The 17851-nt window shown below is 57.8% G+C and carries 17 protein-coding genes; 6 read left to right on the top strand and 11 right to left on the bottom strand.

Annotated elements, in window-relative coordinates; all coding sequences use genetic code 11:
- The first annotated feature begins 49 nt into the window (after positions 1-49).
- Positions 50-916, top strand: coding sequence for a phosphotransferase (locus tag AC2FI8_RS13065; protein ID WP_496726533.1), 867 nt, complete (start codon positions 50-52; stop codon positions 914-916).
- Here AC2FI8_RS13065 and AC2FI8_RS13070 read toward each other — a convergent pair.
- From AC2FI8_RS13070 to AC2FI8_RS13090, 5 genes are all read right to left on the bottom strand, one after another.
- Positions 913-2223, bottom strand: a complete 1311-nt coding sequence (locus AC2FI8_RS13070) for an NAD(P)/FAD-dependent oxidoreductase (protein WP_496779429.1) — start codon at positions 2221-2223, stop codon at positions 913-915. The two genes, AC2FI8_RS13065 and AC2FI8_RS13070, sit on opposite strands and share 4 nt — an antisense overlap.
- Positions 2220-3038, bottom strand: coding sequence for an ABC transporter permease (locus tag AC2FI8_RS13075; protein ID WP_058272596.1), 819 nt, complete (start codon positions 3036-3038; stop codon positions 2220-2222). Before AC2FI8_RS13075 ends, AC2FI8_RS13070 begins: the two co-directional genes overlap by 4 nt.
- Positions 3035-3925 carry an ABC transporter permease subunit gene (locus AC2FI8_RS13080; protein WP_108861206.1) on the bottom strand — a complete coding sequence of 297 codons (891 nt, stop codon included), beginning with the start codon at positions 3923-3925 and terminating at the stop codon, positions 3035-3037. The genes AC2FI8_RS13075 and AC2FI8_RS13080 overlap by 4 nt, the downstream gene beginning before the upstream one ends.
- A complete protein-coding gene (locus AC2FI8_RS13085) occupies positions 3925-5052 on the bottom strand; it encodes an ABC transporter ATP-binding protein (protein WP_496768619.1) in 1128 nt (375 codons plus the stop codon). The genes AC2FI8_RS13080 and AC2FI8_RS13085 overlap by 1 nt, the downstream gene beginning before the upstream one ends.
- Before the next feature lie 69 nt (positions 5053-5121).
- Complete coding sequence (locus AC2FI8_RS13090; protein WP_113791802.1) at positions 5122-6207, bottom strand: polyamine ABC transporter substrate-binding protein; 1086 nt, start codon at positions 6205-6207, stop codon at positions 5122-5124.
- 140 nt (positions 6208-6347) lie between these two features.
- Between AC2FI8_RS13090 and AC2FI8_RS13095 the strand changes: the two genes are divergently transcribed.
- Positions 6348-7031: a GntR family transcriptional regulator gene (locus tag AC2FI8_RS13095; protein ID WP_496768621.1), complete on the top strand. Its 684-nt coding sequence runs from the start codon at positions 6348-6350 to the stop codon at positions 7029-7031.
- A 76-nt stretch (positions 7032-7107) separates the two neighbouring features.
- On the top strand, positions 7108-8505 hold the full coding sequence (locus tag AC2FI8_RS13100) for an aspartate aminotransferase family protein (RefSeq protein WP_496768623.1): 1398 nt from the start codon (positions 7108-7110) through the stop codon (positions 8503-8505).
- Positions 8506-8894: 389 nt separating this feature from the next.
- On the opposite strand, the gene AC2FI8_RS13105 is transcribed toward AC2FI8_RS13100, so the two are convergent.
- Both AC2FI8_RS13105 and AC2FI8_RS13110 read right to left on the bottom strand, forming a co-directional pair.
- Entirely contained in the window at positions 8895-10193 is a 1299-nt protein-coding gene (locus AC2FI8_RS13105; protein ID WP_496779431.1) for a lytic murein transglycosylase, read from the bottom strand.
- 63 nt (positions 10194-10256) lie between these two features.
- Positions 10257-10970 (bottom strand): helix-turn-helix transcriptional regulator, encoded by a 714-nt coding sequence (locus AC2FI8_RS13110; RefSeq protein ID WP_496779433.1) that lies wholly within the window; start codon positions 10968-10970, stop codon positions 10257-10259.
- 82 nt (positions 10971-11052) lie between these two features.
- On the opposite strand from AC2FI8_RS13110, the gene AC2FI8_RS13115 reads away from it, so the two are divergent.
- Positions 11053-11751, top strand: coding sequence for a glutathione S-transferase family protein (locus tag AC2FI8_RS13115; RefSeq protein ID WP_496779435.1), 699 nt, complete (start codon positions 11053-11055; stop codon positions 11749-11751).
- Positions 11748-12134, top strand: a complete 387-nt coding sequence (locus AC2FI8_RS13120) for a DUF1801 domain-containing protein (RefSeq protein ID WP_496779437.1) — start codon at positions 11748-11750, stop codon at positions 12132-12134. The genes AC2FI8_RS13115 and AC2FI8_RS13120 overlap by 4 nt, the downstream gene beginning before the upstream one ends.
- On the opposite strand, the gene rnr is transcribed toward AC2FI8_RS13120, so the two are convergent.
- Genes rnr through dapE form a run of 3 tightly spaced genes read right to left on the bottom strand, consistent with a single transcriptional unit; the run spans position 12125 to position 16151 of the window.
- Positions 12125-14386, bottom strand: coding sequence for a ribonuclease R (gene rnr / locus AC2FI8_RS13125; protein WP_496779439.1), 2262 nt, complete (start codon positions 14384-14386; stop codon positions 12125-12127). The two genes, AC2FI8_RS13120 and rnr, sit on opposite strands and share 10 nt — an antisense overlap.
- A gap of 46 nt (positions 14387-14432) precedes the next feature.
- The gene (locus AC2FI8_RS13130; RefSeq protein WP_496779441.1) at positions 14433-15008 is read right to left on the bottom strand and encodes a TIGR04282 family arsenosugar biosynthesis glycosyltransferase; all 576 of its coding nucleotides are present in this window, start codon (positions 15006-15008) and stop codon (positions 14433-14435) included.
- Positions 15009-15011: 3 nt separating this feature from the next.
- Positions 15012-16151 (bottom strand): succinyl-diaminopimelate desuccinylase, encoded by a 1140-nt coding sequence (gene dapE / locus AC2FI8_RS13135; RefSeq protein WP_496779443.1) that lies wholly within the window; start codon positions 16149-16151, stop codon positions 15012-15014.
- Between the two features lie 209 nt (positions 16152-16360).
- Here dapE and AC2FI8_RS13140 point away from each other — a divergent pair, with 209 nt between their 5' ends.
- Positions 16361-17419, top strand: a complete 1059-nt coding sequence (locus AC2FI8_RS13140; RefSeq protein ID WP_496779445.1) for a transporter substrate-binding domain-containing protein — start codon at positions 16361-16363, stop codon at positions 17417-17419.
- Here AC2FI8_RS13140 and AC2FI8_RS13145 read toward each other — a convergent pair.
- The gene (locus tag AC2FI8_RS13145) at positions 17416-17760 is read right to left on the bottom strand and encodes a DUF8846 family protein (protein WP_058272663.1); all 345 of its coding nucleotides are present in this window, start codon (positions 17758-17760) and stop codon (positions 17416-17418) included. The genes AC2FI8_RS13140 and AC2FI8_RS13145 overlap by 4 nt on opposite strands.
- Between the last annotated feature and the right edge of the window lie 91 nt (positions 17761-17851).

Consider the following 17851-nt stretch of genomic DNA (forward strand, 5'->3'; position numbering starts at 1 on the left):
CGGGCAAGACAGTTCAAACCTTGGCAGATTCGACTCGCTAACTGCATTGGTGAAACTCCTGCCTGCCCCAACCCGCCCCCCTTCTGATCTGGTCGACGATCTGCGCGCCCGTGACTTTGTTCAGCCCGGCGCAGAGTTTCAAACGTTGTATGGCGGGCGAACAAATCAGGTCTGGAAAGTACTGGGTGGCAGCGGTGACAAGGTTCTGAAGCTGTATCGCGCAACACCGCGCAATCCGCTGTTTCGCAACGACCCGGAACTCGAAGCGCTATGCTTACGCACCCTTGAGCCAACCGGATTTGTTCCTCGCCTGCGTGCGACAGGAACACATGATACAGGCCATTGGGTGTTCTACGATCACGCTCCCGGATCACCGTGGCAAGAAAGGCCTGAGAGTGTCGCTGGTTTGCTGAGTGAACTACACAGGCTTGATGTTTCGGTCCAAGCGCCGGATGGCTGCAATGGCAGTCGGGACCTGGCTGAACATGCCGAGCGTATTCTAAGCGTCTGCACCTCTGATACACGAGCACGGCTCGCGCAGCTGCGCCCCAAAGGCCATGTGCCCGCGACCGCACACACATGCCTGATCCATGGCGATACCGTGGCCGGAAACATCCTTGTCGCGGCGACCGGCATAACCCTGATCGACTGGCAGTGCCCGGCTTGGGGCGATCCGTGCGAGGACATTGCGATGTTCCTGTCCCCAGCCATGCAACGGCTTTACCGCGGCGCACCCCTGAGCGTGACCGAGGAAGAGCGGTTTCTGGCAGCATATGGTCACGATGAAACTGTCGCGCGATACCGGGATTTGCGCCCGTGGTTTGCATGGCGCATGGCTGCCTACTGTTTGTGGCGCATCGAAAACGGGGCTGCAGATTATGCCCAAACGCTCGAACTGGAAGTCGCCGCGCTTTAGAGCGATAACCGATCCGCGATTGCCATCGCAGCATAGGCGGGCGGCATCAAGGCGCGCCGCCAGAACCCAAGAGGAAACCGTCCCGGCGGCTGTGCAATCGGCGCGGGCAACTCGGTCTGTTTATCCAAAACCAGGCGGGCAAGGGCGCGCCCGCAATACGTCCCCATGGCAACGCCGTTCCCGTGATAGGCAAAGGCGGCAAACATTCCGGGTTGATCGGGAACCGGCCCGACATAAGGCGTCAGCTTGCGCGACAGGCACACCATTCCGGACCACATATGGGTCACATCCACTTCTTTCCATTCCGGAAACATGGCCTGAAAGTCCCGACGCATTGTCCGGCGAATGGCGGCCTCGGCCCGAGGGGACGACTGTAACCCTCCGCGCATGCCGAACAGGAACCTCCGATCAGGCATCAGGCGGAAATAGTGCAGCAGGTTTCGGGTGTCATAACACATCTGCTCCGAGGTCCACCCCTGCGCTTGCAACTCAGCGTCTGTCAGGGGCCGGGTCACCAGAACCGTGGATTGCGTGGGCATGTAGCGTCCCGACAACCACGGCGGCATATCCTCGCTGGAGTATCCGTTCGTGCAAATCAGAACATTCGTGGCGCGGATTTGACCTGATCCGGATTCAATATCGAACCCGGCCTGAGTTTTCTTGATGGTTTCAACCGGCGATTTCTGGAAAACCTGTACGCCCCGCGCCTTGGCGGCACTTGCCAAACCAAACAGATACTTTCGAGGGTTAAGAGCGAAACCAACCGGATTTGTATATGCACCATGAAAGAAACCGCCCAGACCCAGGCGCTGCAGGTCACCAGAACCGTGCAAGACACCTGATGCTTCTGCGTTACGACGTAGCTTTTCCATCGCCCGTGCCGAATGGGCCAGTTGGGTTTCCCCTTTCGAATGGGTATCGGCGTCGATCTGATGCTGTTCCAGCAAATCCGCGACAAGCTGAACAGCATCTTCTTCCGCTTGTTCGTAGGACTGCGCAGCCTCAGCGCCAAACCCACGGACCAAAGCCGCATGGCTCAGCTTGGACCCTCCGAGACAGCAAAATCCGCCATTCCGGCCCGAAGCACCCCACCCCGGGGTTGCGGCCTCAAGAACCGCAACTTTCACACCTGCCTCGGCCAGATGCAGGGCTGCCGAAAGCCCCGTGAAACCGCCGCCGACGATTGCGACGTCAACGTTCAGATCACCTTTATGGGTCGGCCAATCAGGTGCCGAAATTGTCTGATCCCACCAGCAGTTCTGACGGGGCCCAGGCCCATAGGTGTAGTCCGGAAAAAGACGCTTCATTCGGTGCGCGCAGCGGCAAGTTCATCCTGCTTTTGCCGAACCATTGCGCGTTTCGTCACCAGCGAGGCGGTGATAACGCCAACCGTGACGACTGCAATCATGATGGTAGACAGCGCGTTGATCTCGGGGCTGACGCCCAGACGCACGGCCGAGAATATCTTGATCGGCAGCGTTGTCGCCGAAGGGCCCGAGGTAAAGGACGCGATAACCAGATCGTCCAGCGATAGGGTAAAAGCCAGCAGCCAGCCTGAAATCACCGCGGGCGCAATGATCGGCAGTGTCACAAGACGGAACGCCTGCGCTGGCGAACATCCCAGATCCAAAGCGGCCTCTTCCAGCGACTTGTCAAATGTCACAAGGCGCGAGGACACGACGACCGACACAAAGCACATCGAAAAGGTTGTGTGGGCCAGAACGATGGTCAGAATGCCCCGATCCAGTCCAATACCGATAAACAGCAGCAGCAACGACAGGCCGGTGATCACTTCGGGCATTACCAGAGGTGCGTAAATCATTCCGGAAAACAGTGTCCTGCCAAAAAACCGCCCGCCACGGACCAGAACATATGCGGCAGCGGTGCCAAGAACCGTGGCCAATGTGGATGAGAACACCGCAACACGTATTGTCACCCAGGCCGCGTTCAGAAATGCCTCATTCTGGGCAAGCTCACCGTACCATTTGGTCGAGAACCCCGCCCATACTGTGACCAGCTTGCTTTCGTTAAAGCTGAAGATGATCAGGATGACCATCGGGATGTAGAGGAACGCAAAGCCCAGTGTCAGAGACACCGCGTTGAACCAACTCAGCCTGTTCATTGCTCGGCCTCCGTCTGTTTCTGCTGGTTGCGCTGGAACAGCACAATCGGAATCACGAGGATCAGCAACAACACAACGGCAACGGCACTAGCCACCGGCCAATCGCGGTTTGAGAAGAACTCTTCCCACAGAACCTTGCCGATCATCAGCGTGCTGGACCCGCCCAATAGCGACGGGATCACGAATTCACCGATCACCGGGATCATCACCAGGAAACAGCCGGCGATGATACCGGGGCGCGACAGCGGTATTGTCACCAGCCAGAACGCCTTCAGACGGGAACAGCCCAGATCTTCGGCTGCTTCGATCAGGGATTCATCCATGCGCTCCAACGACGAATAAATCGGCAGGATCATGAAGGGCAAATAGGTGTAGACGATACCGATGTAGACGGCAGTATTGGTGTTCAAAATGGTCAGCGGGGTCGAAATGATACCCAGCCACAACAAAATCTGGTTCAGATAGCCTTCATTGCTGAGAATTCCCATCCACGCGTAAACGCGGATCAGGAACGAAGTCCAGAACGGCAGGATCACCAGCATCATCAGCGTCGGGCGCCATTCGGCTGGCGCACGGGCCATTCCATAGGCAATCGGATAACCCACCAGCAACGTTAGAACCGTCGAGATCAGAGCGATCTTGACGCTGGACAGGTAGGCTTTCCAGTAAAGGTCATCTTCGGTCAGCCAGACGAAGTTTTCGAAATCCAACTGGCTGAAAAAGTCGGTTATCCCAGACCAACCCTGCGACAGATCCAGTGTCGGCGTGTATGGCGGGATCGCCAGTTCGACATCCGACAGCGAAATCTTCAGAACGATGAAAAACGGTATCAGAAACAGGGCCAGCAGCCAGACGTAAGGAACAGCGATCAGAAGGGCGCGGCGCATCAGTTTGCCAGCAAAACCGCAGCCGTTGCCGTCCACGACAGCCAGACCGGGTCTTCCCATGTAAAGGATCGGCGCGAGATTCGGCGCGTGTTGGCCGATTGCGCCTTGATGATCGTGCCATTCGGCAGTTCCACGTAGTACGTGGACAAGTTGCCCAGATAGGCAATGTCAAGCACCTTACCCTGTACCGCATTGATGGAATCCGCCGGGCGGTCGGCCGAGATCGTCACCTTTTCGGGGCGGATCGCAAGATGGCAGCTTTGCCCGTTCGAGAATTCTGTCGACGAGGTTGCGGTCAGCGGCGATTGCCCCTCGGCCCAGTCGATTTGGTAGGCTTCATCGCCGTTCGCAGTCGCCCGGCCTTCGATGATATTCACATCCCCGATAAAGTCAGCGACATAGACTGAGTTGGGGTTTTCATAGATCCTGTCCGGCGTAGATACCTGCATCAACTTGCCCTGATCCATCACGGCGACGCGGCTGGCAACAGTCATCGCCTCTTCCTGATCGTGGGTCACGATCACAAAGGTGGTGCCGGTCTTTTCCTGAATATCCATCAGCTCGAACTGAGTGTCCTGCCGCAGTTTTTTGTCCAGCGCACCCAAGGGTTCGTCTAGCAACAGCAGTTTTGGCGCTTTTGCCAGTGACCGTGCCAGCGCGACCCTCTGCCGTTGGCCACCCGAAATCTGGTGCGGTTTACGGCGGGCGAATTGCTCAAGCCGGGTCAGGCGCAACATCTCTTCCACGCGGTCTTCAAGATCCCGCTTGGGCATGTTGTCCCGGCGCAGACCGAAGGCGATGTTCTCCCAGATGCTAAGATGAGGAAACAGCGCATAAGACTGGAACATCATGTTCACAGCCCGCTTGTTTGGCGGGATCGGGTCGATGTCCTGCCCGCCCAGCATGATGTGCCCTTCGGTAGGCTTTTCAAACCCTGCCAGCATCCTCATCATGGTCGTCTTGCCGCAGCCGGATGGACCGAGCAAAGCAAAGAATTCCTGTTCAAATATGTCCAGTGACAGGTTGTCGATCGCCGTGAATCCGCCAAAACGTTTGGTCACATTCTGGAATTGGATCAATGGTTTCGCCTGTGGATCTTCCCACGGCGCAAAGACGTTTGTGTTCAAGGCGGCCCCCGTTCGACGGTCTGATTGAAAGGGCAAGGCGGTCGGGCCGCCTTGCTCAGATACTTCGGTTCAGGTGCCCGATTTGATTTTGGTCCACAGGCGGGTCACGCTCCGCTGCGTTTTGACGGGATAAGGCGTCGTGATGTAGAGATTCTGCATCGTGGCATCACTCGGATAGATTGCCTGATCACCAATCACGTCTTCCTCAAGGAACTCCTGAGAAGCCTTGTTGCCATTGGCATAGTACACATAGTTCGATGCGGCAGCCATGTTGTTGGCGTCCAGAATGAAGTTCAAGAACTGGTGTGCGCCTTCCGGGTTCGGAGCATCCGCCGGGATGGCCATCTGGTCGAACCACATCAGCGAACCTTCAGCGAATGGGTGGTATTCAATTTCCACGCCATTTTCGGCCTCGGCCGCGCGATCCCGCGCTTGCAGGATGTCACCTGACCAACCGACAGCTACGCAGATATCGCCATTTGCCAGCGCGTTGATGTATTCCGAGCTGTGGAATTTCTGGATATGCGGGCGAACGCCAGCCAGAACTTCTTCGGCTTTACCGATCACATCGGTGTCATGGCTGTCCGGATCTTCACCGATATACTGCAGCACCATCGGAATAATCTCGGCCGGAGCGTCCAGGAAATGGACGCCGCACGAGGCCAGCTTTTCCATATTCTCTGGTTTCAGAACCAAGTCCATGCTGTTCAGAGCCACGTCATCGCCTAGCACTTCCTTAACCTTACCAACGTTAACGCCGAGGCCGGTCGTCCCCCACATGTAGTTGATCGAATAGGCGTTGTTCGGGTCATAGCCTGCGGTACGTTCCTGAATCACGTCCCATAGGTTTCCTGAATTCGACAGCTTTGCTTCGTCCAGTTCCTGAAAGGCGCCAGCCTGAATCTGACGCTGTAGAAACGTGCCCGACGGCACAACTACGTCATAGCCTGATCCACCGGCAAGCATCTTGGTTTCCAGAACCTCATTGCTGTCGAACACGTCGTAGATCAGGGTCAGCCCTGTCTCTTCTTCAAATTTCTTCAGCAGATCCTCGTCGATATAGTCGGACCAGTTATAGACGCGCACCTCTTCGGCAAAAGCCGCCGAAGTCCCCAGCGCGACAATCGCTGTCATTGTCAGCGTTTTGATTGACATATTTCTCTCCCTGCAAGTGTACGGGTATTTTCCCGTTTTTTTTGATTTGATCAAGTTTTGCGTTTTCCCCCGATCCATCGTATGGTTTCACGAGGTCAGGCGTCTGGCAAGTCGACACCACGCGAAACAGGGTAAACTAATTGGATTTGATCAAAAATAAAGCATCTGGCCCGAATGTGGATGAGGGTAAAAGACCGGCTCATGAACAGGTGTACCAAACCCTGAGATCGCAGATCATGTACGGTGATCTGGTCCCGGGACAACCCGTCACGATACAAGGTTTGACCGAATCGCTCGGGGTTGGAATGACCCCCGTCCGCGAGGCGATCCGGCGGCTGATTTCGGACGGCGCGCTGGTGTTTCAGGGCAATCGACGGGTCAGCGTGCCCTTATTGTCAGGTACCGATGTCGAGCAGATGATTTTTGCCAGAATATCAATAGAATCAGAGCTTTCCAGGCGGGCAACCGCGAATCTAAAACCTGCTGATATCGACCAGCTCGAGAAGCTTGATCAGCGATTGGATCAGACCATCACAGACGGCGACGTCAGTGGTTACCTGCGCTTGAACCACCAGTTTCATGAAACGTTATATGCGCATGCGGATGCTCCAATTCTCAACGATCTAGCCGAGAGGCTTTGGCTGCGGTTCGGCCCCTCACTACGCGTTGTTTGCGGACGATTCGGAACACATAGCCTGCCGGATCGACACAAGGACATCATCGCAAGCTTGCGGGCGAAAGATGCGGAAAAGGTGGCGAAAGCAACCGCTCAGGACATTGAGCAGGGTATGGAATTGATGTCGGACGCTTTGATCCGCGCCTGATTCACGTCGATTCGATTGACAGCAAAAAATTTGATCATATTGTGACAGGTAACCGCCTTTTGCAGGAGATTCTCTGATGTCGACCATCACCAATCACATGCCAACCGCCGAATTGCAGGCGCTGGATGCGGCGCATCATATGCACCCGTTTTCGGCCAACGGATCATTGGGCGAGGAAGGTGCGCGTGTCATCACTCGTGCCAAAGGCGTGTACCTGACCGATAGCGAAGGCGAAGAGATTCTGGACGCCATGGCGGGTCTTTGGTGCGTCAATATCGGTTACGGTCGCGATGAGCTGGCCGACGTTGCGGCCCGTCAGATGCGTGAACTGCCCTATTACAACACGTTCTTCAAAACGACCCATATTCCGGCCATCGCTTTGGCTGCCAAGATTGCGGAACTGGCGCCGGGGGATCTGAACCACGTGTTCTTCGCGGCGGGCGGGTCCGAGGCAAATGACACCAACATTCGTCTGGTTCGCACCTATTGGGCTGAGAAGGGTCAGCCCGACAAGAACATCATCATCAGCCGCCACAATGCCTATCACGGGTCCTCTGTCGGTTCCGCCTCGCTAGGCGGTATGGCGGGCATGCATGCGCAAGGCGGCATCCCAATCCCGAATATCCACCACATCAACCAGCCGAACTGGTGGGCCGAAGGCGGCGACATGACGCCGGAAGAGTTTGGCCTTGCCCGCGCGCGCGAGCTGGAAGACGCGATTCTGGAACTGGGCGAAGACCGCGTCGCGGCCTTTATTGCCGAACCCGTGCAGGGTGCGGGAGGGGTGATCGTTGCCCCCGATACCTACTGGCCCGAGATCCAGCGCATTTGCGACAAATACGATATCCTGTTGATCGCCGATGAGGTGATCTGCGGCTTTGGACGCACAGGCAACTGGTTCGGGTCCGAAACCGTTGGTATCAAACCGCATATCATGACAATCGCCAAGGGACTCAGCTCGGGTTACGCGCCCATCGGTGGATCCATCGTGAATGACGAGATTGCCGAGGTGATCGGCGGCACCGAGTTCAATCACGGCTATACCTATTCCGGCCACCCGGTTGCGGCGGCTGTCGCGCTAGAGAATCTGCGCATCCTCGAAGAAGAAGGCATCGTCGACCACGTCCGCGACGTGGCCGCCCCCTATCTGAAAGAGAAATGGGAGGCCCTGGCCGATCATCCACTCGTCGGTGAGGCCAAGATCGTCGGCATGATGGCCTCGATCGCGTTGACGCCGGACAAGGCCAGCCGCGCCAAATTCGCGTCCGAGCCCGGTACGGTCGGCTACATCTGCCGCGACCGCTGTTTTGCCAACAACCTGATCATGCGCCATGTGGGTGACCGGATGATCATCTCACCCCCGCTGGTCCTGACCCCTGCGGAAATCGACGAGATGTTCGTGCGGATTCACAAGTCACTGGACGAGGCGCAGGCCGAGATCATCGCGCAGGGTCTGATGAAGGCAGCGTCATAGCCCAGATTGCTACTATTCAGGTTTAAGGGGCGCACTGGATGCGCCCCTTCCCACTTTCTGAGTCGCAATTACCCGTCAATCGATACAGCTCAATTGCTGAACACAACTAGTTTCGATCAAATCGAGCGGTAAAAAGAAGTAATTTTGTATCGCGCGACAACCAAAAATTTATCGCGCGATAAATATCTTGATTTGATGTAATTCAGATTCAAGTATGCGAATGCGACTCGGTTAATTGTATTACCTCTACCGGCGTCGCGACCCGCTCTTCTGCTGGGTCCACCTCCCGTCTATCGTAGTGAGTGCCGGTAGTCGGGAGGTTGCACAGCCAATACCTGAGAGAGTATCCGCAGTGCATACCCAGGCAATAGATCAACGCCCCTACATTGTCACCGCAACGCTTCCAAGAGGTTCAGACTGGCGTATCCGTCTGGCAGCAACCCCTGCGCCAATTGATAAGCCCGAACAGCTTTGACTGTGTTTGGCCCTGTGCGCCCGTCGACGCCTTGGGTATCAAAGCCAGCCTCGGTCAGGCGGGATTGCAATTCCTTTTTCTCGGTGAAACTCAACACCCGGTCACCACGCGGCCATTCGGTTTGGAACGCCCCCCGTCCGGCAAGACGGTCAGACAGGTGTCCTATCCCGATCACATAGGCGTCGGCACCGTTGTATTCCTCAATCACCTTGAAATTGTCGAAGATCATCAGCGCGACGCCCCGCCCTCCGGCGGGTAACAGAATTGCCGCTTGTCCGTGATCCGAAATGTGGGCGCCACTCGCCGCCACCACGCCACGTGCGGTCCATTGTGAGGGCATCAATGTGTGATCCCGCCTTGCGGTGGAATAGTCGAACCCTTTGGGCAGGGTCACCTCAACGCCCCACGGCTGCCCCTTGGTCCACCCATGCCGCGCCAGATAGGCGGCGGCCGAGGCCAGCGCATCGGTTGGATCGTCCGACCAGATATCGCGACGCCCATCCCCGTCGAAATCAACTGCGTGGTCCAGAAATGAGGTTGGCATGAACTGCGTATGCCCCATCGCCCCAGCCCAGCTACCCACCATATTGCGCGGGCTGACGTCGCCCGCCTGAATGATCTGCAATGCGGCGATCAACTGGGTTTCGAAAAACTGCGCGCGTCGTGCGTCAAACGCCAATGTCGCCAGTGATCGGATCGTGTGATCACTGCCCCGATAGGTCCCGAACGAGGTCTCAAGCCCCCAAATCGCTGTCACAACCTCTTTTTCGACGCCGTATTTGGCTTCGATACGGGCCAACGTTTCACCGTGACGTTCCAGCCCGGTCTGGCCGTTTCTGATCCGCGTGTCCGAAACGGCGGAATCCAGGTATTCCCAAATGGGTTTCGAAAACTCTGCTTGGTTGCGGTCGCGCCTGATCACGTCCTTATCGTAGGTCAAACCTGCCAGCGACCTGTCCAGTGTTGAGGCTGATATCCCCTGCTCGGACGCCCGTTCACGAAATGCTCCAAGCCACGCCTGGAACCGCGCGTTTCCTTCCGTCGACACCCGGTACTCCTTAGCTGAGGGCCGTAAAGCTGGCCGGATCGATATCGCCACGCCAGCTGACGCCAGCTGTATGGCCTGTGACCCGCCCAGAGTATTGATAGATTCCGCCTGCACGATGGATGCCCATAATGCGGCGGTCATAACGCCACCTATGCATTTACGCATTCCGAATTTTCCTGGTTTCTGCTCAACCTCAGAATACCGCAGAATTGGAATTTTCCAAAGCGTTCAGCTTGACCCTTCGCGATCTTTTGCTTTGTGCTGTGCGCGGATCTTGGCAAGGGCCTCGCGCAACAAAGGGATACGGTTCGGCCTAAAGCTTTCATCTGTCACGGACATTTCGCGTATCCGGTCCAGCCGAAAGACGCGGAAATCCTGCCTCAGATGGCACCAGGAAATCAGAACGTTGGAGCGATCCATATAGACGATACTCAGTGGGTTCACCTTACGACGGGTGTCATCGCCCTTGGCGTCCGTGTAGGCGAACTCGATCGTGCGCTCATCCCACGTGGCTTGTCGCAAGTCCCCGACCGTGATGGTGGGCTTGGCCGGGCGATCAAACCGCGTCGCTGTCAACACGGCATGGGTCAGGCGGTGCGACTGACGCTGGGGTAGGCGTCCCTGAAGTTTTCGTAACGCATTGCCCGCCGCATCCGCTAAACCGGGGTCGCCAATGGCCTGAACCTCTCGCAACCCCAACACCAGCGCTTCAAGCTCATCATCTGTGAATCCAAGCGGCGGCAGTGTTGCGTCTTCGATCAGGGTAAAGCCAAAACCGGCCTCACCGTCGATCACCGCCCCAAGCCCGCGCAACGATTCAATATCGCGATGAACGGTACGCGGCGAGACACCCAGATCCTGCGCCAGTTGCTGGGACGTTTTCGGCGAAGGACCAGAGCGCAAGGCTTGCATCAATTGGAACAGGCGGGCGGTTCGGGACATAGTGCAGATTAATCTAAACCTGATGACAGAAACTGTCATCAGGTAAAGCTATTCCTCGGGCATCCCGAATTTGGAGCCTCCGATGTTGACCCTTATGATTTACCCTTCAGCCTTTGGCCTGTTCAGCGCCAGCCCCTTTTGCGTCAAGGCCGCTTATATGCTGGAACATGCGGGCCAGCGTTGGCAGCGGTCCGATATGTTGGACCCCCGCAAGATGCCACATCAGAAACTGCCGGTTCTGCGCACGCCAGAGCGTCTTGTCCCCGACAGCGACCTGATCCGCGATTGGCTTGAGGCGCAGGGCGCGAACTTCGACACTGGGCTAAGCGACATCCAAAAAGCACAGGCGCGCACGCTGATCCGCATGGCAGAGGAGCATATCTATTTTCAGGTCGTCCAGGACAGATGGGCCAATGACGAGGTTTGGCCAATTCTGCGCAAGACCTTCTTTTCGGTTATTCCTGCGTTGATCCGAACGCCAGTGTCGAACTCAATCCGGAAAAAGGTCGTCCAAGGATTGGTGTTTCAGGGTGTCGGCCGTTTCTCACCCGCTGAGCGTCAGGACCGTCTTGAGCGGGACCTTGAAGCGATATCCGCTTATTTGTGGCAATCACCGTACCTTCTGGGCGACCGGCCAACCTCAGCAGATATGAGCGTTGGGCCTATGTTGGCCGCAATGCGCGCAACACCGGTGGAAACCCCGCTGACCCAGCGGATCAAACAGGATAGGCTGCTCAACGACTACGTAGACCGAATGGAGCAGGCAATACCGCTGCCATGACACCTTTTGACGACCCTGCTGTGCAGACCGCCTTTGAAGCGTTCCCCGAAGACACCCGTTCGGGTGTCCTCGTCTTGCGCGAGCTGGTGTTTTCAACGGCCGGGACTTTGCCTAAAGCCCAGCCATTGAATGAAGCACTGCGTTGGGGTCAACCCGCTTATCTGGCGCCCAAGGGGTCGACCATCCGGCTGGGCGGGCACAAAGCGGCATCCTTTGCGCTGTTCGTGCATTGTCAGAGCCGACTAATGGGTGATTTCACCACTGCCTTTCCGGGCGAGGATCGGTTGGAAGGCAACCGGGCCATTCTGTTTGATGACCCGGATCAGATTGATGAAACCCGGCATGGCTGGCTGATCGCACGGGCGCTGACCTATCACCTTTGACGGCGTTTGCGTTCGACCTTGCGCTTGATCTTGTCCTTCTTGCGCTTGGTACTGACCGCCTTGCGCCGTGCGCCCCCCCGCTTAGCGGGCCCGCCTCCGCGCGGCAGGGCCTGGTCATCGATGGACAGCAGCTCCAGCTCGAGCCCGCCGGTAACGGGCGTGGCCTCGGTCAGGCGCACGGTGACCCTTTGGCCGATGGCAATGATCAGCCCTGAGTCCGATCCCATAAGCGTTCCGGCTTCGCGGTCGAAATGGAAAAACTCGCGCCCCAGTGACCGGACGGGCACTAGGCCGTCCGCGCCGGTTTCGTCCATCTTCACAAATGCACCGAACCGCGCGATGCCGCTGATGCGGCCACTGAATTCATTGCCCACACACTCGCTCAGATAAGCGGCAAGGTATCGATCTGTCGTGTCCCGCTCGGCCATCATCGAGCGACGCTCGGTGTCCGAAATATGCGTCGCCGTTTCATCAAGGCGCGCGATCTCATCCTCGGTCAGCCCGTCATCGCCCCAGCCATGCGCCGTGATCAGCGCCCGGTGCACGATCAGGTCCGCGTAACGACGAATGGGAGAAGTGAAATGCGCATAGTTGCGCAGCGCTAACCCGAAATGGCCGAAATTCTCGGGATTGTAATAAGCCTGTGCCATCGAGCGCAGAGTTGAAAGGTTGATCAGCTCTGCATCCTCGGTCCCGGCGGCCGCGTTCAGCAGTGCATTGAGATGCCGGGTCTGCAGGACCTGCCCCTTGGCCAGGTTCAGACCAGCTGCCTGTGCGGTTTCCCGCAGGCTTTCCAGCTTTTCTTGCGCCGGTTCCTCGTGCACACGGAACAGCAACGGGCGTCGCTTGGCGATCAATGTCTCGGCGGCGGCGACATTGGCGAGGATCATAAACTCCTCGATCAGCTTGTGCGCATCTAGCCGGTCACGGAAGGCTACACTTTGAACCTCGCCCGCGTCACTGAGAACGATCTTGCGTTCGGGCAAATCCAACTCCAGCGGTTGCCGTTCCGCCCGCGCTTTCTTTAGCGCGGCATAGGCGGAGTAGAGCGGCTTCAAAACAGGCTCCAACAAAGGCCCAGTGCGGTCATTTGTATTGCCGTCGATTGCGTCTTGCACCTCGGCATAGTGCAGCGAGGCGGCCGAACGCATCAGACCACGTACAAAGCGATGACCAATCTTGTTTCCATCGGCATCGATCTGCATCCGCACAGCTATACAGGCGCGCGGAACACCTTCGTGCAGCGAACACAGGTCTCCAGAGAGGCGATCCGGCAGCATTGGCACCACCCGGTCGGGGAAATAACTGGAATTGCCGCGCTTGCGCGCCTCACGATCCAGCGCGGTACCGGGCTGCACATAGGCGGCAACATCGGCAATGGCGACCCAGATCACATGCCCGCCAGGGTTCTTGGGGTCATCGTCGGCATGGGCACAACAGGCATCGTCATGATCCCGCGCATCTGACGGATCGATGGTCAGCAGCGGCATGTCCCGCAGATCTTCGCGGCCTTTCAGCCCCACGGGTTTGGCCTTGTCAGCTTCGTCAATCACCTTGTCGGGGAAATCATCCGGAATGCCATGCTGGTGGATGGCGATCAGCGAAACGGCCTTGGGTGCAGACGGATCGCCCAGCCGTTCCACGATACGCGCACGCGGCAAACCCATGCGGTTCTTTGGCCCGGCCTGTTCGGCTTCGACCAGCTCGCCGTCCTTCGCACCCAGTACGGCACCGTCAGCAACCAGCCATTCGGTCTGACCGGCTTTGTCGATTGGCACGATCCGACCGCCTTCGGCCCCTTTGCGAAAGATGCCGACGATCTTGCGCGGGTTGGTTCCGATACGGCGTATCAGTCGTGCCTCGTAATTGTGGTCTTCCTCATGCACCACCGTCAGGCGGGCCAGAATTCGGTCGCCCTCTCCCAATGCAGGATCGCTGGCGCGGGTGATGATCAGAACAATGGGCTCGACGCCTTCGCCATGCCATTCCAAAGGCCGCGCGAACAGGTCGCCATCCGCATTCGGAGCCTTCACCTGCAGCACGCTGACCGGTGGCAGGCGGTCCGGGTCGCGATAGCTGCGCTTGCGCTTTTCCAGATGCCCCTCGGCCTCTAGCTCTTTCAGAATGCGTTTCAGATCGATCCGGTCCGCGCCCTTGATACCAAAGGCTTTAGCGATATCGCGTTTCGAGGTCAGGGTGGGGTTCGCCGAGATCCAATCGAGGACCTCCTGCTTGGTGGGTATCCGAGTCATACTTCCGGCCTATCATGGGTATGCGACGGCGTCATGATCAAAAAGCTCAGGGGTTCAGGTCTGCCACCGTGTCAACATCGCGCAGATGGTCCAGCAATCCGACACGACACCCCGGAACCGAAGCCAGAGTGTCGGCCAGGGCGGTTTCGGTAGACCAGCGCACATTGCGAAACAAGTTGTTCGGCAACGCCCCGTATCGTTGGGCCCCTACCAGCCAATAGCCTCCGTCCGGCGCAGGGCCAAAAACGAATTGCGAACGCCCCAATTCCTTGAAGGCCCGTGCGACATGCTGCGATGTGATCCCGGGAATATCAGCGCCGATCAGACAGACCGGTCCATGTGGCATCCCGCGTAGCATACGCCCCATACGATCGCCCAGATCGCCGTGCCCTTGCGCCGCGCGGGGCAGGTCAACAGGCCAGATGCGGCTGGTCAGACCTTCGCGATCCGGGGCAACGGCAAGCACAATCTGCCAGCGTGGGTCTCGCAATCGCCGGATCAGCGCGCGTGTCTGATGGCGGAACCACCACGCGGCACCAACCATGCTGATGTCGCGCCCCAACCGTGTCTTGACCCGACCCGGGCGGGGTTCTTTCACCATGATGACCAATGTTCGTTGCATGGATCAGGCGAAGTAGTCCTGAAGGATACGCGTATAGATCGCCTTGAGCTGTTCAATCTGCGCCACCTCGACGCATTCATCGACCTGATGCATCGTTCGGCCAACAAGGCCGAACTCAACCACTGGGCAATAGTCTTTGACAAACCGCGCATCAGATGTGCCACCTGTTGTCGACATCTCGGGGCGCACACCGGTTTCGGTCTCGACCGCTTTCGCGACCAGATCAGACAGGGGGCCGGGCGGGGTCAGAAAGCTCTCGCCTGAGATCTTGATCCGGATGTCGATCGCGACATCGTAGGTTTCAGCCACGGCTTTGGCTTCGGCCTCCAGCCACTCACTGAGGCTGGCGCCCGAGTGCAGATCGTTAAAGCGGATATTAACGGCTCCGGTACATTGCGCCGGGATCACGTTGGTAGCTGCGTTGCCCGTATCAATGTTCACAACAGCCAGGGTTGAGGCATCGAAATGGTCCGATCCCTGGTCCAGTTCGTGGCTGGCCAATTGATGCATCAACCGCGCCATGGCGGGCAGAGGGTTCTTGGCCCGGTGCGGATAGGCCGAATGCCCCTGCTCACCGGTCACCGTGAACCAGGCGGTCATCGAACCACGCCGCCCGATTTTCATCATCTCGCCCATTGTGTTTGGGCAGGTCGGCTCACCCACCAAACAGGCAGACATGCGTTCTCCGGCCTTGGACATGTAATCAAGCAATGCCGTGGTTCCGTCCACCGCGTCCGCCTCTTCATCGCCCGTGATCGCAAGAATAATTGCCCCGTCCGGGGGGGTGTCGCGCACGAAATCCACAGCGGCCGCCGCAAAGGCCGCCACGCCGGATTTCATGTCTGTGGCCCCGCGCCCATACATCACACCTTCGCGGATTTCTGCACCAAACGGGGGCATCGACCAGGCCGCCTCATCTCCGACCGGTACAACATCGGTATGTCCGTTGAATCCAAAGCTGCGCGGATGCGCTTTCGACCCCCAGCGCGCATACAGATTGCTAACATCACCCCGGTCCACACGGGTGCAATCAAAGCCTGCCGCCGACAATACCTGCTCCAGCAACACAAGCGCGCCGCCTTCCTCAGGTGTGACTGATGGGCAACGGATCAGGTCCGCCGTCAACTTCACCGGATCTGTCATTTCTGGGCCCTTTTGGTTGGTTCAATCGCGGGATCGTGCACAGATTCAACGAATTGGACCAATTGCCAACCCCTCGCCACTGGTTTCCGGGCGCTTTTTTTCGCGAGTCTTGAAATGACACCCCAATAAAACATGGCGGTTTACCTAGCGGCCACCTTGCCGTGCCTTTCAAATCTGCGTTAGAGGGCCGCGAAACAGGTGAATTGACGATGATACGTGCGCTTCTCGTTTGGATCTGCCTGACTTTCGCCGTTCTTGCACAGCAAAGCCAGGCGCAGACGCTTTCGGTCACAACCGTGACCCGCCCCCCGTTTTCCTATTTCGAGGACGGGGCCCAAACTGGTTTTTCCATGGACCTACTGCAGGCTCTGGCTGAGGCCCTGAACTGGGATTACTCAGTCAACCGGGTCGAGGCGTTCGGCGACATGCTAGGTGCCGTGCAGGACGGAACAGCCGACATGGCTGTGGCCAATATCTCGATCACGGCTGCGCGGGAAACACAGATGGACTTCAGTCAGCCCATATTCGAGGCCGGCCTGCAGATCATGGTGCCATCAGATGCAGCCCGCAGACCTTCGCTGCTACACGCTTTGCTGTCTGTCGAGCTGTTCATTGCCATTGGTCTGGCCTTTGCGATCCTGCTTGGCGGCGGGATGCTGATGTGGGGGTTTGAGCGTCGGGCCCAGCCGTATTTCGACCGCAAGCTGAATGAGGCATGGTTCCCTTCTTTCTGGTGGGCGCTGAATCTTGTGGTCAACGGCGGGTTCGAGGAACGCATGCCGCGCACTCCGTTCGGACGTTTGCTGGGCGTGGTTCTGGTTGTGTCCTCGTTGTTCATCGTTTCGGTTTTCACGGCGCGGATCACGTCGGTCATGACCGTGGATGCCATCAGCGGCAACGTGAACTCGGTCAACGATCTTTATGGCAAACAGGTGGGCACAATCTCGAACTCGACTGCCGCAAACTTCCTGAACCGACGCGAGATCGAGTTTTCCGGTTATGAAAACCTGGATGATGTGCTGACCGCATTCCAAGATAAGGAGTTGGACGCCGTCGTCTTTGACGCGCCGATCCTGTCCTATTTCACCGCGCATGAAGGACGCCGGATCGCGACGATGACTGGCGGTATTTTCCTGCGAGAGAACTACGGGATCGCGTTCCCGACCGGCTCGCCATTGGTCGAGGACGTGAACCAGGCCTTGTTGGCGCTGCGCGAAGACGGCACCTATGACGAAATTTACCGCAAATGGTTCGGGGTCCGGAACTAAGCCGGTTCTTCATCCCCGAAAAACGGCGTCATTTGCGCCACGATAACGGCGTTTTCGTCCAGCGCCCTCTGCATCAGGGCGCGTTCGTCAGGATCAATATCGTGACCTTGCGCTTCACGCTCGGCCAGGGTGCCGTATCCTGTAACGTCCAGTGGCGCAGTGTCCGCCTGCTTCAGAATCGCAACGGTTTCACGCACGGCCTCGGCCTCATCCACACCGCTGGCAAAACACATCAGCGCCGCTCCGGTCGCGCCTTCGGGCAGGCCGTCGCCTTCTTTGCGGCCGATCTGAACGAGCAATGTATAAACTTGCTGACGGGACGGTTTCTTTTGCTTTTCCATGCAGGGGGCCATAGCTGCGCGTCTGTCCGCGGTCAAGCAGCCGGGAATTGCGGGAAGCCCTAAGCGCGTCCATAGTACCCGCGAAAACCCA

The organism is Ruegeria sp. CDSB029, assembly GCF_059611125.1.